Annotated in this window: 10 protein-coding genes and 1 pseudogene; 5 read left to right on the forward strand and 6 right to left on the reverse strand. The window is 58.4% G+C overall.

All coding sequences use genetic code 11. The features are described 5' to 3' along the window. The first annotated feature begins 39 nt into the window (after positions 1-39). Positions 40-525, forward strand: a complete 486-nt coding sequence (locus tag OR1_RS04560) for a DUF3124 domain-containing protein (protein WP_041970282.1) — start codon at positions 40-42, stop codon at positions 523-525. Between the two features lie 4 nt (positions 526-529). Here OR1_RS04560 and pabB read toward each other — a convergent pair whose 3' ends face one another. Continuing rightward, the gene (gene pabB, locus OR1_RS04565) at positions 530-2,293 is read right to left on the reverse strand and encodes an aminodeoxychorismate synthase component I (RefSeq protein WP_052440255.1); all 1,764 of its coding nucleotides are present in this window, start codon (positions 2,291-2,293) and stop codon (positions 530-532) included. A 220-nt stretch (positions 2,294-2,513) separates the two neighbouring features. Here pabB and OR1_RS04570 point away from each other — a divergent pair, with 220 nt between their 5' ends. The 4 genes and pseudogenes from OR1_RS04570 to def all read left to right on the forward strand — a co-directional run bounded on the left by OR1_RS04570 (position 2,514) and on the right by def (position 6,872). Beyond that, on the forward strand, positions 2,514-3,410 hold the full coding sequence (locus OR1_RS04570) for a LysR family transcriptional regulator (protein ID WP_041970284.1): 897 nt from the start codon (positions 2,514-2,516) through the stop codon (positions 3,408-3,410). Positions 3,411-3,494: 84 nt separating this feature from the next. Further along, positions 3,495-5,770: pseudogene (locus OR1_RS22690) on the forward strand (DNA translocase FtsK). A gap of 24 nt (positions 5,771-5,794) precedes the next feature. Then, positions 5,795-6,361, forward strand: a complete 567-nt coding sequence (locus OR1_RS04580; protein ID WP_041970285.1) for a glycine cleavage system protein R — start codon at positions 5,795-5,797, stop codon at positions 6,359-6,361. 4 nt (positions 6,362-6,365) lie between these two features. After that, positions 6,366-6,872 (forward strand): peptide deformylase, encoded by a 507-nt coding sequence (def, locus tag OR1_RS04585; RefSeq protein WP_041970287.1) that lies wholly within the window; start codon positions 6,366-6,368, stop codon positions 6,870-6,872. On the opposite strand, the gene OR1_RS20585 is transcribed toward def, so the two are convergent. The 5 genes from OR1_RS20585 to OR1_RS04610 all read right to left on the reverse strand — a co-directional run bounded on the left by OR1_RS20585 (position 6,835) and on the right by OR1_RS04610 (position 17,253). Next, positions 6,835-9,597 carry a PocR ligand-binding domain-containing protein gene (locus OR1_RS20585; protein ID WP_152609809.1) on the reverse strand — a complete coding sequence of 921 codons (2,763 nt, stop codon included), beginning with the start codon at positions 9,595-9,597 and terminating at the stop codon, positions 6,835-6,837. The two genes, def and OR1_RS20585, sit on opposite strands and share 38 nt — an antisense overlap. Positions 9,598-9,747: 150 nt before the next feature. Continuing rightward, positions 9,748-11,886 (reverse strand): response regulator, encoded by a 2,139-nt coding sequence (locus OR1_RS04595; protein ID WP_052440257.1) that lies wholly within the window; start codon positions 11,884-11,886, stop codon positions 9,748-9,750. After that, positions 11,883-14,210, reverse strand: a complete 2,328-nt coding sequence (locus OR1_RS20590) for an ATP-binding protein (protein ID WP_160295210.1) — start codon at positions 14,208-14,210, stop codon at positions 11,883-11,885. Before OR1_RS20590 ends, OR1_RS04595 begins: the two co-directional genes overlap by 4 nt. Positions 14,211-14,212: 2 nt before the next feature. Beyond that, positions 14,213-14,965 carry an ABC transporter substrate-binding protein gene (locus tag OR1_RS04605; RefSeq protein WP_041970289.1) on the reverse strand — a complete coding sequence of 251 codons (753 nt, stop codon included), beginning with the start codon at positions 14,963-14,965 and terminating at the stop codon, positions 14,213-14,215. A 314-nt stretch (positions 14,966-15,279) separates the two neighbouring features. After that, positions 15,280-17,253 carry a TonB-dependent siderophore receptor gene (locus OR1_RS04610; RefSeq protein WP_041970290.1) on the reverse strand — a complete coding sequence of 658 codons (1,974 nt, stop codon included), beginning with the start codon at positions 17,251-17,253 and terminating at the stop codon, positions 15,280-15,282. Positions 17,254-17,364: the final 111 nt, after the last annotated feature.

Below are 17,364 nucleotides of genomic sequence, written 5' to 3' on the forward strand. Positions count from 1 at the left end.
GTTATCCATCAAATAATACCGCAATCTCAGGAGTTCACCATGATCTTCAGGTCTGTAACCAAATTGATCTTCGTCGTAATGCTTCTTGCCCCTGCAATCATGCCGGTGTGCAGCTGGGGATCGCCGGCCGAGGTCCGCCTGTCAAAGGGGCAGACCGTGTATGTCCCGGTGTACTCCAACGTGTACAGCGGGCCGCGGAAAAATCCGTTTCAGCTCGCCGCCTTGCTCAGCATCAGGAATACGGACATGACGGGAACGTTTCGGGTCACTGCGATTGATTATTACGATAACGACGGCAGGCTGATAAAGAGGCACCTCGACCGGCCGCTACTCCTCGGGCCGCTCGGGACCACGCATGTTTACGTGGAGGAGAAAGACAGCCGGGGCGGTTTCGGTGCCAATTTCATCGTCAGGTGGTCTGCGGACCGGGTCATCAATGCGCCGGTGATCGAGTGCGTGATGATCGGCGCCACCGGCGGGCAGGGGATTTCATTCGTCAGCCCTGGTCAGGAGATCCGGGAGTAACGGGTCAACAGGGGTAGCCTCCGGTCATTTTACCCCGTCGCCTTCCCCTGACGGAGTTGATCAGCCAGATCTCCTCCGCCTGCCACAGGTCGGCCGGGTAGAGAACCCTTTCGGCCAGCTCCCCCCGTTCCAGCAGCTCTTCGCGCAATATGCCGGGCAGCAGTCCGCTTGCCAGCGGCGGGGTGATCATCTCGCCATTGATCTTCAAAACCAGCGAATTGTAGCTCCCTTCGGTCAGTTCCCCCCGGCTGTTCAGCAGCAGGACCTCGTCGACATCCGGGTGCCGGGCGCGCGCCGCCTCGTACCGCTCGCGGCAATCAGTCTTGAGGAAGAGCAGCAGATCGTCAGGCTCAGCAGGGTGGTCATTGTCCAGCGCCAGCAGCAGGGGGGACGGCTCGTCCTGCAACGGTGCCGAGCCCACGGACAGGGTCCCAGTCCGGTCAAGATGAAGGCGGACCTTGCGGATGCCCGGTTTCCGGGACTCCGTATCGAGAAGACGTTCGGCTTCGCCACGGTCGCACGGCATACCCAGGCGACCGGCAGACCAGGTCAGGCGGTGCAGATGCCGTTCCCGGCGTGGATAGGTGCCGTTCTCCAGCCGGAGCGATTCGATCAGCCCGACGGCAGGCAGGGGCGTTGAGGCAAAGGCCCCTTTTGCCAGGCATTCCCGGTACTCATCTGCATGGCTGCTGTCGGCGGTTATGCCACTGCCGACCCCCAGTATCGTCTGCTGCTTCACATGGTCGGCCAAGAGCGTCCGGATGGCAACGCTAAAGGTCGTCTTGCCGCCAGGGGCAAGATATCCGATTGCTCCGCAGTAGACCCCGCGGGGCCGGTTCTCCAGTTCGGCGATGATCTCCATCGAGCGACGCTTCGGCGCGCCGGTTACGGAGCCGCAGGGGAACAGAGCAGCCAGTAGCTCGGCCAGAGACCGCTCCGGCTTCACTCCTGCGCTGATGGTCGAGGTCATCTGGTGAACGGTGGGATAGCTTTCCAGGGTGAACAGTTCCGGCACCCGGACCGTCCCGATCTCTGCCACCATGCCGAGGTCGTTGCGCAGCAGATCGACGATCATCAGGTTCTCTGCCCGCTCTTTCGGGCTCTCTTTGAGCCTGTCGGCCAGCAACCGGTCCTCTGCAGGGAATCGTCCTCTGAGTGCGGTCCCTTTCATGGGGCGCGTCTCGATCTCCTCCTGGTGCCGGCGGAAAAAAAGTTCCGGAGAAAGGGACAGTATTGCGAACTCACCGGTATCAATATAGGCGGCATAAGGTGGGGGTTGCGACTTTATCATCCCGCAGTAGAGCGACAGAGGTGGGCTTGCCGTTTGCCCGGTAAGGGGGAAGGTCAGATTGATCTGGTAGCAGTCGCCTGCGGAGATGTAATCGAGAACCTTGCGAGCATCACGCCGGTATTCGGTCAAAGTCTGCGCCGGGCTCAACGGCAGGGGAGGGCAGGTATCGCTTGCGCAGGGGATTGCGGCAACTTCCCGGAACGAGGCAAACCAGGCGAGCGGCAGACCGGGGAGCGGGGCCTTGGCTGGCAGGATCGGATTTATGGCGCTTGCCGCTTCATAGGAGATAAAGCCGACCAGGTGGAGCCCCGCAGCGGCGGCTGCCTCGGCTGCGGCGATGGCATTCGCCACCTCGCCGGGATGCCAGGCCGTCAGGGCTGCCTGATGGCCGTCAAACCCGACCGGACCAGCAAATCCCCAACCAGCTCCGTCGAGGCGGATGAGCGGAGCTCCGGTCGTCCTTTCGGCACTGCACATGAAATACCCCCGATTCCAGGGAGAACCGTTCGGCCCCCGGAAACCAACGCCCTTTTAACAGAGCGCCGGAAAAAGGTCAAGCAGCCGGTTCCGATCCGGGCAACGAAAGCCTCGGCTGCTTTTCATCGCTTCCGAATGGTAACCAGCCAGCCGAAAAAACGATATTGAGATCTTCAACAAAAGCGATAGAGTTAACTGATTTTAGCGATAGGCGGTGGGCATGAATATTAAGCAACTTGAGGTGTTTGTGGCAATTGTTGAGAGCGGCAGTTTCTCCAAGGGAGCGGAAGCGGTCTGCCTGACGCAATCCACGGCCAGCCAGCATATTGCGGCCCTGGAGCAGGCAGCTGGGGTCCGGCTGCTCGACAGAACCGGGCGGGGCGCTGTCCCCACCCAGGCGGGCAAGACCCTGCTGCATAGTTCCAGAAAGGTTCTGGCGGCGTTGCGGGGCGCGGAGCAGGCGATCCGCCGTTTCAGCTGCGCTGAGGATGTCGAACTGCGGGTTGCCGGCAGCAGCATTCCGGGGACCTACCTGATCCCGGAGGCGGTAGCGCTTTTGCGCAGACAGGCTCCGGGGATCAAGGTCATCGCGGATATCCGGGACAGCCGCGAAGCGCTGGCGCTCCTCCGTGACGAGACTGTGGAACTGGCAGTTGTTGGTGCGCCTTCCGAAGATTCGGCGTTTGAGTCGGAAGTCGTCGGGAACGATACTGTGCGGCTGGTCGTGAAACGGGGCCACCCCTGGGGAGAGGCCGGCAGGATCGATGTCTGCGAACTGAAGTCCGAGGTCCTGGTTGCGCGGGAGCAGGGTTCGGGAACCGGCCGGGCAGTTGCCGAACTGTTGCGCCAAGCTGGGATTGATGGCCGCGAACTCAAGATCGGCGCGGTATTTTCGACCAGCGAGGCGGTCAAGCAGGCGGTAATAGCCGGATGCGGACCGGCTTTCCTGTCGGAGGTCGCTGTTGCCGGCGAATTGGCCGCCGGTGATCTGATTGCCATAGATCTGGGGGGGATCACGCAAAAGCGTTTGTTTTCCCTGGTCTGGCGCCGGGGGCGATCCCTCTCTCCGGCGGCGGAGAAATTCCGGGCGGTATTGCGCCAGACGATGCCGGTATAGAGATGATTGTGTGTGACATCCTTTTGTGATACTAATCTACGGATTGTCAAAACTACTGGCGTTGCCCGATTTATAGGGATTTTCATGGACGATCAAGCACCGAAAAAAGAGAAGCTGACCAGCGAAATCAAGGGGATGCTGCTTGGCGCCGCCGGTTTGTTCGTGCTGGTGGCGCTGGTTTCGTTCAACGCTGACGATCTCTCGTTCAATACCTTTTCCACGGAAGCGGGGGTACATAACTTCGGCGGCAGGCTCGGGGCGCAGGTGGCCGACCTGCTTCTGCAGTTCTTCGGCGTTGCTGCGTACGTCGTTGCCGGTGCCATGCTCTATACCTCGTACCGGCTGCTCCGGTTCAAGGAGCTGAAGATAACGGTCTACAAGGTGATCGCCTTTTTCGGGCTGATGGTATCTCTCTCCGCCCTGTTCGCCTTCAATATCGAGTTCACGGCCCTGTTCGGCCAGCGGATCCCCACCGGCGGGGCCATCGGGTACAAGACCGTCACCATGCTCAAGGGTCTGCTCGGTGTTGCCGGGGCGCTGCTTCTGCTGCTGCCGGTTCTGGCGGCATCGATTACGATCATGTCCCGGTTCTCCTTTGTCCTGTTTGCCGACTGGTGGATCAACTCCATGGGAGACCGGTGGGCACGTTACCGGGAGAAGCAGGCGTTGAACCGGGAGATCATGAAGGACGCCAAGCCCAGGGAGAGCGACAAGCCCGAACCGCTGATCAAGCCGGTCCCGGTGAATATCCCGGCTCCGCCGAAATCGATGAAAAAGGAAAAGCAGGAGGCCGAGAAGCTCAAGCCCCAGCAGGAGCTGTTCGACTTTGCCAAGAACGAAGACGGTTTCCGCACCCCGCCGCTGTCGCTGCTCGATCCCCCGCCGGCAAGCAGCCGCAAGGTTGACAAGGAAGTGCTCACCATGAATGCGCGGCTGCTGGAGAAGAAGCTGCGTGATTTCGGCGTGGACGGCGAAGTGGTGGAGATCTGTCCCGGCCCGGTGGTCACCATGTATGAATTCGCTCCCGGCCCCGGGATCAAGGTCAGCAAAATCGCCGGGCTGGCCGACGATCTCTCCATGGCGCTCCAGGCCTTGTCGATCCGGATCGTTGCCCCGATTCCCGGGAAAGGGGTGGTCGGTATCGAGCTCCCCAACCGCGACCGGGAGATGGTCTCGCTCAAGGAGATCTTCACCAGCGAGGAGTTCCAGAAGGGGAAATACAAACTGCCGCTGGCTCTGGGAAAGGATATCGCCGGCCTGCCGCTGGTGACCGACCTGGCCAAGATGCCGCACCTGCTGGTGGCCGGTGCCACCGGCTCGGGCAAGTCGGTCTCGATCAACACCATGATCCTGTCGCTTCTGTACACCCACACGCCGAAAGATGTCCGGATCATCATGGTCGACCCCAAGATGCTGGAGCTGTCGGTCTATGACGGCATCCCCCATCTGCTGCTGCCGGTGGTGACCAACCCGAAAAAGCGTCCATCTCGCTCCGCTGGGCAGTAGAGGAGATGGGGCGGCGCTATCGTCTGATGGCCGATAAGGGGGTCAGGAACATCGACTCCTACAACCGGGCGCTGGAAAAGCAGGAAAAGGAGATCGAGGAGCTCAAGTCCCAGGATATTCTGCTCGTTGACGAGGTCGTGGAGCCTGAGACCGACGATGCGGCCATCCAGGCCTTTCTCGACAAGGAAGAGGCGCTGGAGCACGGCCACCTGCCGTACATCGTCGTCATTGTCGACGAGCTGGCCGACCTGATGATGGTGGCTGGCCGGGAAATCGAAGAGTCGATCGCGCGGCTGGCCCAGATGGCTCGCGCCGCCGGTATCCACCTGATCCTCGCCACCCAGCGGCCGTCCGTGGATGTCATCACCGGCCTGATCAAGGCCAACTTCCCGGCGCGAGTCTCGTTCCAGGTGTCGAGCAAGATCGACTCCCGCACCATCCTCGACTGCAACGGCGCGGAATCGCTGCTGGGAGCGGGCGACATGCTGTTCCTGCCGCCCGGCACCTCAAAGCTGCAGCGAAGCCACGGCGCCTTCGTCTCCGATGCCGAGGTGCAGCGGGTGGTCGATTTCCTCAAGAAGCAGGGGAAGCCGGTCTACGACAAGTCGATCCTGGAAGTCAAGGTCGGCGACGACAAGAGCGGCAGCGACGACGAAGAGATGGACGAGCGGTACGACGATGCCGTGGCCCTGGTGGCCGAAGCCAAGCAGGCCTCCATATCCATGATCCAGCGCCGCCTGCGGATCGGCTACAACCGGGCGGCCCGGATCATCGAGAAGATGGAACAGGAAGGGATCGTCGGCCCCTCCGACGGCACCAGCAAGCCGCGGGAAGTGTTCATCAACAAGCTGTAGAATGAGGCCGCAGGGAGAGATTATATGACCCATTGTCGCAAGGAAAATCTGGTTCACTTTGCCGTGACCATCATCAGCAAGGACCGGCCCGGTATCGTGGCCGACGTGACCGAGGTGCTGTTCAGGCTGGGGTGCAATATCGAGGACTCCAGCTGCACCATGCTGGGCGGGGATTTTGCCATGATCCTGATCGTGTCCCACGAAAAGCCGTTCACAAAGTCCAAACTGGTGGACGAATTCAAGGGGCTGAACGAACGTACCGGCCTGGTCACCTATGTCCGGACCCTGTCGGAAGCGGAGATCTGCCCGGTGAAGGAGGAGGGCGAACTCTGCCTGATCTCGGTTTACGGTTCTGATCAGCCCGGGATCGTGTACCGGGTTACCAGGGTGCTTGCCGATCTGAAGGTGAACATCGCCGACCTCAACACCAAGCTGATCGGCACTGTCGAGGAGCCGGTCTATGTGCTGATGCTGGAGGCGACCCTGCCGGCGGGCGTCAGCATCGATGATATCTCCAGCCTGCTGGAAAATCTGCGGAAGGAGCTGAAGGTGGAGATCACGGTGCGAAGCATCACCCCGGTCTCCCTCTGATACGATGCCGAGTCAGAAGATACTGCTATATCCTCATCCGATTCTCAAAAAATTGGCTCACCAAGTGGATGTCGTTGATGGCGAAATCCGGGGGCTGATCGAAGACCTGATCGACACCATGCGTGAAGGCCCCGGTTCCGTAGGGGTTGCCGCGCCCCAGATCGGGGTTTCGCTGCGGGTCTGCGTGGTGGACGTCTCCAACAGCAAGCTCGGCAGGGACAATAACCATGGCTTGCTGGCGCTGGTGAATCCCGAGATTGTCGAGCGCGACGGCGAGGCGGTAATGAGAGAAGGGTGCATGAGCGTGCCGGATTACACCGGCGACGTGGTGCGCGCAACGCGGATTGTCGTGCGTTATCTGGACATCTGGGGAACGACGCGGGAGGTTGAGGCAACCGGTTTCGAGGCAGTCGCCATGCAGCATGAAATCGATCATCTGGACGGGATGCTGTTTCTGGACCGGATCGCTTCCATCAAAACCGGTCTTTTCCGGAGGAAGAGTTACCGTTAGCCCCCACGGCGCTAAGGGTGAAATAAAAGGTTGCGCCTTTGTCCGGCGCCGCCTCTGCCCAGATTTTTCCCCCATGTTTTTCGATGACCCGCTGAACGGTTGCCAGCCCGAAGCCGATCCCTTCGAACTCGGTCTCGGAATGCAGCCGGCAAAACGGGACAAAGAGATTCTTGGTATACTCCATGTCGAACCCTGCCCCGTTATCGCGGACGAAATAAACGATTTCGCCATCCCTCTCCGTCTGCCCGAATTCAACGACTGCTCTGATGGTCTTTTCCGTGAATTTGACGGCATTGCCCAGGAGGTTTCGCATGCAGATCTCCAGCATGTCCGGGTCTCCCTGGACAACGATCTCCGGGGGTATGATGGCCTTAATGCTGCGGCCGCCGCTATCCTCGACGAGTTCGTTCATTACCTGTGTCGCAATGCCGGAAAGGTTGACCGGCATCAGTGCCATCTCGGCGCGTGACAGACGATTCAGTGTCAGGAGGCTGTCTATGACCGTTTTGAGGCGGTTGCTGGCAGTTTCTATCCGTTCGGCACAGTAAACAAGAAGATCAGAGTCCGGATTGCCGGCGACCTCTTTTATGGTACTGCTGAACCCTTCAAGCCGGGCGATCGGGGCGCGTATTTCATGGGAAATCGAGTAACAGAAGCTTTCCAGTTCGCTGTTCATCCGCTCGAGTTCAGCGGTTCGTATTGCCACGCGGTTCTCCAGCTCTGAATTCAGAAGGTGCAGCTCAGCTTCCATTTGCTTTCGTTCGGAGATGAAACGCGCCTGTTGAATATTCTGGTAGGCCGTTGCGGAGAGCTGGTTGGCTAGGGTGAAGAGGGCTCTGGCAACAGCCTCGAATTTTTCGTGCGACATGGAGGGTACTTCGCGGAACGCCGCCAGCAACTCCTGTTCATCGGCGCCAATCTCCCGGGCATACTCGCGCATCCTCTCCTCAGTCTGAGTCTCGTCGCGCACCTGGCCGATGAGCCAATTGGCAATATGCCGTCCGCCAACCGAAATACCGGCGCCCGCATCCCATAAGCCGCCACTCATGCAGGGCTGAATTGCCGGTCCTCTGTGGGAAAGACGCCCCAGTATTGCGTCGGATTTGTAACAGTTTGCCAGCCCCTTTTCGGTTTTGCGGATAATATCGAAGCACAGCCGGCAGAAGTTGCTCGGTTGCGTGATCGGTGTGCCATCAGGGTATGTAATTATTGAGGCAACCCCGGTGGCCTGGGCAAACTCATCCTGCAGACGCTGGATATCGTTCAGGTTGAACAGGTCTTCAAAATCGATGCTCCAGTTGTCATCCAGAGGCCGGGTCAACGACAGAATCCGTTTTTCCAATGCCTCCTCAGCCTGTTTTTGCTCGGTAATGTCACGCACCATGCCGGTTGACCTGATGATGTGCCCTTCTTCATTGCGGATATGGAAACAACTTTCAAAAACCATCCGGACTTCCCCGGTCTTTTCCCGGATTATCCGGTGTTCGATCTCGTACCGGGCATTTCCTGCGTCTATCGATTCAGAGTATGCTTTTTTGACCAGTTCGCGATCTTCCGGGTGGACCATTTCGAGGAAATCTTCATAGGTCGGTTCGAACGCCTGCGGTTCGTGCCCGAAAATCCGATAGACCTCGTCGGACCAGGAGAGCCGGTTTGAGGTGAGATCGAGCGACCAGGAGCCGACATGGGATATCTCTTCGGCCATCCGCAGCAGTTCTTCGCTCTCGACAATTCCCACGACCATCTGCCGGATCTCTTCGTTGGTCTCTTTGAGCCGATTGGTCATGATGTTGAAGGACCTGGTCAGGTCGCCGGTCTCGTCATCGGCCTGCAACGGCAATTCCTGATCCAGATCGCCGGCGATGATGGTTTCGACACCCTTCTGGAGCTGCTTTAAAGGACGGGCGATGGTCAGGGCGAGTGCAACGCCGAGCATGCCGATAAGGCAGGAGATAATAGCTCCGGCAATGCTCAGGATTGTCATCATCCGCTTTTGGCCGCCGTTAAGAACCTCCCGGTACATCTGCAGCTCATCTTCATAGACACTTACGCCGATCACCCAGTCCAGCGGCTCGAAATAGGCGAGTCGCGCCACTTTCCAGCGCGGCAACCGTTCGCCCCGGTTTTGCCAGCGGTAACGCTCGGTTGCAAGCGCTCCCCTGGGCAAGACTGTTGCCTTGGCAACGATGATCTTGATTATCGGGTTGCCATCCGAATCTCTGGTTTCCCAGATGTCTTCGCCGTCTCTCACCCCTCGCTGGGATATTACGTATTGTCCCCTGTTCGCCCCCTTTCCCCGCAGAATATAGACATAACCTGACTGTCCCAGTTTAATGGCCGTGATCACCTTGCGAATGTTTGCCACGATCTCCTGCTCGTTTGCCATGGCCGGGAGCAGGATTGACGCCGCTCCGGGCTCCACGGTCCTGGCGGATCGATCCGGTATTTGTCCGGCTGCCTTACGGCTGACAGCGAGTCTGTACCGGGCGGCTTCATATTCGTTGCTGACGAGATTGTATACCCCTTCGGTGACATGATTGAGATCCGATTCGATCAACCTGTCCACTTCGGCTTTTGCAAGCGCGTTGTACTGGCTGCTCTGCCACATTGCCAGAGTTACCAGGGCTGCCGCGGTGATCACAACGCTGCCAGCGCCAAGCAGGGCGATTTTGATGCTCAATCTGAGATTTTTGAATTCCTTGAGCATGGCGATCCAATAGCGCACTTATTGAAGTACCATAAAATTCTCTCTCCAATAAGGGCCATGTCAAGGATGCTTCCATTTGGAGTCGGCTGACAAGAGGCAGTCAAACGATCGGGAAGATACGAGTATGAAGCGGGGGCAGGGGAAATAAAGGTTTAATAACGTTGCTGACTATTCCGGCTGGCCAAAGACCTCATCCAGCGCCTTACGAACCGCTTTGGCGAGACTGGCCGTGGAATAAGGTTTCATGAGGAATTCGCTGATTCCGGCTTCCTTGGCCTCTGCTGCATTGATGAATTCGGTAAATCCCGAACACATGATGATCGGCATATCCGGGCGGATGGCGCGGATCGACCGGGACAACTCCCTGCCGGTCAGTCCGGGCATGGTCATGTCAGTGATGAGGAGGTCATAAGCGAACGGTTGGGCTTGAAACCTCTCCAGGGTTTCGAGGCTGCTGGTTACGGCAACAACATGATAGCCGAGGGCATTGAGCATCTCCTGGGCCATTTCAACCAGAAGCTGCTCGTCGTCGACGAACAGAATGCGTTCCTTTCCGGTGGGAAGCGGATCTTCCGCCTTGTTGGCGGAATGGGCAATTTTCGCGTCGGTCTTGGGGAGATAGATCTGAAAGCTCGTGCCCTGTCCTGGTTCGCTATAAACTGAAATTGTTCCTCCCTGGCTCTGAACGATCCCGAGAGTCACCGATAGCCCCAGGCCGGTACCCTCGCCAGGTTTTTTCGTGGTGAAATAGGGGTCGAAAATTCTCCCCACTGTCGAACTGTCCATGCCATGCCCGGTGTCGCTTACGGTGAGTATGACGTGCGGACCAGGCTTCAGGCTGGGATGGCGGGAGATAAGAGAGTCATCAGCCATGACTTCGTTCAGGGTAATTGCCAGGACTCCGCCATCGGACCGCATGGCATGGGCCGCGTTGGTGCAGAGGTTCATCAGCACTTGATGAAGCTGGATCGGATCGGCCATTACCAAGGCATCTTCAGGAGGGATATCGATAGCGGTCCGGATATCGATGGTTGACGGCAACGTTGAACGCAGCAGGTTTACCACCTCATTGATGATCGCTGCCAGCAGTACCGGTTTCAGTTCCTGCTCCGACTGTCTGCTGAAGGTCAGGATCTGCTTGACAAGGTCAGTGGCGCGGGAGCCGGATTCGAGTACCCGCTCGATATTGCGCCGCACCGGTTCTCCGGCCGGAATATTGCTGAGCGCCATCTCGGTGTTGCCGACAATGGAGGTGAGGATGTTGTTGAAGTCATGGGCAATGCCGGCTGCCAGGGTGCCGATGGCTTCCATTTTCTGGGCCTGGCGGAGCTCCTGTTCAAGTTTTTTGCTCGTGGTTATGTCGCGACCTTCCGAGATAAGCATCAGGACGTTACCGTCATCGTCCATCAAAGGTTTTATGGAAAAGTCGATATAATGGATTTTGTTGTCGGCATCCCGGTATTTGGCTTCAAAACGTACAATCCCCCCTGCTGCGGCCATGGCAACGGCCTCACGCACATTTCCCCGCTGCGCTTCGGAGTATGACCACCATGGAGTCTCCCAGAACGGCTTGCCGATAACCGCTGATTCCTTGGCACCACAGTAATTCAATGCTGCCTGATTGGCATCCAGAAGCAATCCGTCCGGGGTCAGGAGCCCCATTAATTCGAAGGTCTGATCGAAGATGGCGCGAAACTTCCGCTCGCTTTTTCCGAGCGCATTCTGAGTCTGCTGCAACTCGGCCAGCTTTTCCTCCAGGATAACGGCCTTTGCCTGAAGCTGCTCCTGGGCCGCCTGGCGTACGGCGATTTCGTCCTCCAGCTCGCGGTTGGCAATGGCCAGATCCAGGGTCCGCTCTGCCACCTTTTTCTCCAACGTCTCCTTGGCTTCCTGCAAGCGGGAGGTCAGATCCCGGAGCTGCAGGTGGACGGCAATCCGGGCCAGCAGCTCCTCGCGCTGAAATGGTTTGGTGATATAGTCCACGCCCCCCGCTTCGAGCCCTTTTACCTTGTGCCCGGTTTCCGCCAGAGCTGTCATGAAGATCACCGGTATATGGCGGGTGCTTTCCCGGGCCTTCAGGGTGCGACAGGTCTCGAACCCGTCGATGCCGGGCATCATGACGTCGAGCAGAATCAGGTCCGGCAGGGCATAATCTGCCCTGGTGACGGCGCTTTCGCCATCCTCGGCCACGAGAACGGTATAGTTGCATTCCTGCAGGCAATCCCGGACAACGGCCAGGTTGTTGGGATCGTCATCAACCGCCAGGATAACCGGTTTCAGCGGATCGTTTCCTATGGCCGCACTCATCTGTCAACACCTCGATACTGTTCAACCATCGCCAGAATAGCCTTGGTCCGGAACCCTCCGGCCAGTTCACGCAGTTTAGCGGCAAAAGATGCAAAGGCCGTCTCTTTCTGTTCCAGTGCCGCAGCCCAGGCCTCAATTTTCGACATGTCGCCCCTCATGGCCAGATCATACAATTCGTCCAGTTCAACCGGCGAGGGGGCGGCAAAGACCGAATCTTCCCTGACCGGGCCGCTCACCTCACCCTGTTGAGCCGGTTCCGGGGCGGTCATATCCCACTCGATCCCCAGCAGTGCCCCGATCTTGTCCAGAAGGAGGTCGATCCGGATCGGCTTGGGGAGGAAGTCGTCACAGGCAGCCACAAAAGCATCCTTGTCGATGCTTTTCGTTAAGGTTGCCGAAGCGCCGATGATCCTGGTCCGGTCCAGTTCCGGCCGTCGTCTCATTTCCAGGGCGGCAGCCAGCCCGTCCATTTCCGGCATGACCAGATCCATCAGTACCAGGTCCGGCCTATACTCGGCGCTCCGTTGCAACGCTTCCTTGCCGTTTCTGGCGGTATCGACTTCGAATCCGAGCGGCTCCAGCAGCGAAACAAACAGTGCGGCATTGCTGATATTGTCGTCAACGACCAGGATCCGTTTCGATTCCCCGCGGTAGCCGGTGACATGGTACTCAACAGCTTCCAGGGGGGCATCGCCGGCCATTATGGACGGCAGCTGCAACTCAATCAGGAATCTGCTCCCACGCCCCGGTTCGCTTTCCACGCTGATATGGCCATTCATCAGCCCCAGCAGTCGCTTGGTAATGTTCAGCCCCAGGCCGGTCCCTTCCCGGGCTTTCCGGTTGGTCGCCAACTGGGTGAACGGCTCGAAGATCGTATCCAGCTTGTCGGCCCGGATGCCGATACCGGTATCGACCACTTCGCAACTGAACTGCTCCTCGCCTGTCGTCCCATAGCTTACTTGCATTTTAATGCTGCCGCGTTGGGTATACTTGACCGCGTTGGAGAGCAGATTCAGCAGAATCTGCCGGAGTTTGCGCTCATCCCCGCGGACGTACGGCGGTAAGGGGGTTACGGCCTGATACTCAAAACGGAGCTCTTTTTCCTCGGCATTCAGCTTGGTGAGGTTATAAACCTGGCGGAGCAGGGCGGGGAGGTCAAAGGTGACATCTTCAATCTCCATCTTGTCCGCTTCGATTTTCCCCACATCCAGGATGTCGTTGATCAGGGTGAGTAGATGCTCGCCGCTGCTTTGCATTATCTCCAGCTGCTGGCGCTGGGACTCGGTCATGTTTCTCTGGCGCTTCAGTATCTGGGCATAACCGAGGATGGCGTTCAGCGGTGTCCGGAGTTCGTGGCTCATGCTGGAGAGGAAATCGCTTTTGGCCCGGTTGGCGGTCTCGGCCTGTTCTTTGGCCAGCTGCATCTCCGCGTTGGTTGATTGCAGCTCGTTGTTGGCCGTGGCAAAGGCATCGGTCAGGTGATTGACCCCCTCGATCAGGTCGCGCCATTCGCCTTTAAACTGCGTTGCATTGCTCCGGACTGCCAGGTTGCCGGCCTGCACCCCGCTGATGATCGTCTCTGTTTCACGCAGTACCTGGCGGATCGTATTTTTCATGCTGGAAAAGGCAAGCGCCAGTGCACCCAGCTCGTCGGTCCGCTCGATCTCGATATTGCGGCTCAGGTCACCGTGGGCGATATCGTTGGCAACGGCGACGATCCGGGCAAAAGGCCTGGTTGCCATGGTTATAAGCATATACGCCAGAATCGAACTCAACAGCGTAAAGAATGCCGCCAGGCCGAGCCCCTGCAAGACCAGCTTCCGCTCGGTATCCCGCATCGATTTTTTCGAGAATCCGAGCCTGATCCAGCCGATATTCTGCTGCACCTTTGCCGCACTGTCGCTGCTGCCGATGAAATCCAGTTCGTCACTGGCCTGGATGGCATTGATCGGCGCAAAGAACAGGAAATAGTCGTCCCATTCAACCATGGAGATGGATCTGTCGCGCCGGAGAATCGGGGTTTTGGATGCTGCCGGTACCCCGTCGTGAACCATTATCTCCAGGCCGGAATCGTAAAAGGTGACCGAAGAGACCTCGGAATTGGCCCTGAGAAAGGCAACGGCATGTTTGATCTGCTCGGGGTTGCGCGACAATAGGGGGAGTTCGCCGGTTTTGGTAGCAAGGGTGGTGATCGTCTCGGCGCGTTTCAGGATTTCGCTCCGGACGATCCGTTTTTCAGTCCGGACCGATTCGTAGGTGTAACTGAGAGAGACCAGCGCCAGAACCGGGATCATGAACAACAGAGCCTTAGTTCTGAAGGACATCCTCATGGAAAGACCCTTTTGGCGGTCCTGACGAGCTGTTCAGGGAGGCTGATCTTCATCCGCCGTGCGGTTTCCGTGTTCAGATACAGTTCGAACCGTTTGCCCGGTGCGGGGGGGAACTGGCCGATATTGACTCCGTGCAGCGCCTTGGTGGCATATTCGCCGATGGTTCTGCCGACGCCTACCATGTCCACTACCAGGGCCAGGAGCGCCCCCTGCTTGACATGCCGTTCCGAAATTCCCAACAGCGGGATGCCGCGCCGGAACGAGAGCAGGTACGCCTCATCCATTGCCGCGGTTGTCAGCAGCGAGGTGTCCGGAAGCAGCAGGATCGCATCCGCCTCATCGAGCTGGCGCACCGTATCGACCAGTTCGTATGGCGATCTGACGCTGTAGGAGTTGAACAGGGGGATCTGCTCGCGGGCCAGGAGGCTTAACTGTTCGCGGCTTCCGACCACGGCGATTCTTCTGATCGACTGGAGATTGTTCTTCAAAAGCTCGGCATAGGGGCGGACCGGGGTAGCGAGATAAAAGCCGGTCATGTTTTGTCGCTTCACCTGCGGCGGCGTCACTACCAGGTCGAAGATAACCGATATCGACGGGGGGAGCGTTATTGCTTCGGCCAGCGACTCCTTGCCGAGCGCAATGACCACTTTCGCCTCTTCGCGCTCAACTATGCTCTTGAGCCGCCCCTTGACCTCGGTCGGGGTGTAGATTTTGATCGAGGCAGAGAGGGGTTTTTTTGACGCCGGCAATGATATCCAGCGCTGGTTTAAGCTGCGTATCGCCGACCAGAACGACCTCGGCGGCGCCGGCATTACCGGAGATGACAGTTATGAACAACAGAGCGAGGACAAGGCGAAAACAGGGTATCGTATAGCTGGACATTATTCGGGGTGTTCCATTCTCATTAATTCCGACGCTGCCACTACGAATACGCGTAACAGCGTGAAAAGTCAAGGTGATTTGCGGAAATGGCCGCTTATCCGCATCATCCCGTGTCTGTTCGGAGATATACGGAAGAGGGGCGGGCAATAAACGCTCCACTGTGCTCGCTTGGGGGATAAGGTCAGAACTTGAATCGCAACCCGCCTTCAACCCAGCGCTGGGGGTTTGGAAAAAGGGAGTAGGTGTACGACGAGCCGCTGAACAGGTTGTGGACCGTGCCGAACAGTTCCGCTGACGTGGTATCGGTGAGCTGAAACCGTTTGGTAGCGGTCAGGTCCCAGATGAAGTTGTTGTATTTCGCCCCTTGTGAGGCATCCAGGTTCCACCAGGTCTGCTGGCCGTAGAGATCAACATTCAGCGATTTCCGGTCGTCATAGCGGAAGCGGAGCTGGGTCAAGTAATTGTCCTGCCCCGGAGCTGCGGAATCAGGGCTTATCCGCACATAGCTGAATGCCGCCTTTAATGACAGATCATAAAACGGCACGGTCTCTGCCCCCAGTTCGTACCCCTGCCGGGTTACATTCCCGTTGTTGACGGTATAAAACATGACTGGCGACAGCGCGGTCTGGGTCAGCTCGTCCTTCATATCGTGGCGGAACAGGACGGCCGACAGGTTCAGGTAATCGCACACCCCGGATTCTATCCCGGCCTGGAACGACCAGACCTGCTCTGGTTTGAGGTCCGGGTTCGGCTTGAGCATCGGCCCGCCCCCCTGCATGTTGGTCAGCACCGGAGTAGTGAACCCCCGGGCAACCGAGGCCCTGGCCACAGTGCGATCCGCCAGCTGCCAGGCGATCCCCAGACTCGGGGAGACAAAGCCGCCGGCAATGTTGTTATGGTCATAGCGGATACCAGGGGTAACGCTTACCGGTCCCAGGGTCACGGTGTCGTTGGCATAGAGCGCCCAGCGGGTGATATCCGGGTAGACGGTGCTGCTGGCCGGAAGACTGAGCGCCGTCGACAGGATCGGGCCGAATTTGGTGGTTGCTTCGACATCGCCGTAGCTCCCTTCGCCTCCCAGCACCGCGTTGTGCATGCCGCTGCTGTAGGTCAGGCGGATGCCGCCGCCGATAGTCTTGTCGACGTCATTTAAGCCGTTGTAGAGATCCCCCGATGGGCGCAGGATAGAAAAAGTATCGTCTTTGATCCTGACGGAATGGAGGTTCACATGCAGGCTAAGGTCGTCGGTGAAGCGGTAGGCGGCCTCGCCGTTGACGAAGAAGGTACTGGCATCAAAATGCCCCTCAAGCTGTTGACCAAACCGGATCGCCTTCGGCGGGGCATAGGTTTCGGCCGGGTCCATGTAGCCGGAGCTGACCGTCAGGGTCAGGTCGCTGGTCGGGGAGACAGTGAGTTTACCGAACAGGGAGTTCTTGAGCAGATGGACGACCCGTAGTCCCTGCGATTCCTGTCGGCCGGCATGGAGGTAGTATTCCACCGGCCCGGCCTTGCCGGACAGTTCACCACCGTAGTCCAGCGATTTGGCCTCGCCAATGGAGCCGTACAGACTGCCGTGCGGTAGGAGTGTATCGCCGGTATCCTTGGTAATGATGTTGATCACCCCTCCCAGGGCCGAGCCCCAGGCAGAGGATGCCGCCCCCTTGACGATCTCGATCCGTTCGATGATCTGCAGCGGCACCATGAAGGACATGGAGACCTCGCCGGAGAGGAGGTTGAGCGGCACGCCGTCGATTTTGACCGCCACATGGGTCGGTTTGGACCCTTGGATATGAAGACCCGAATGGGTAACGAAATCGGGAATACCAAAATCGACGAACAGCCCCGGCACCCGGCTCAGCACCTCGTCCACGGTGTGGGCGTTCATCTTTTCGATTTCTCCAGCCGTAATTACGATCATGTTTTCCGCGGTCTGGGAGAGCGGCTTATCGGTCCGGGTGGCGGACTCCACAATCAGGTCCTTTTCCTCCCAGAAGAGCTGCAGCTCTTCCCGGGTGGCAAGCGCCAGATCGTCGCTTCTGATCTTCCCATGGCTCTGTGCTGCAGCCGGCAGGGCCAAGGCGAGCAGCGGTATGGCATAGATCGCTCCCTTTAGCACTGAGAGTCTGTTGCCGCGCCTTTTGCCGGTCCTTGTCATCTTGATCGCCTCGGAAAATTTAGTATAGATCGGTACACCCCCTTAACATACCGTGAAACCACAGTTTGTCAAGGGATTCCGGGGGTGTTGATGTACTAAGGATGTAACACG

The sequence above is a fragment of the Geobacter sp. OR-1 genome, assembly GCF_000813145.1.
In the GTDB taxonomy this organism is placed as follows: Bacteria; Desulfobacterota; Desulfuromonadia; order Geobacterales; family DSM-12255; genus Geoanaerobacter.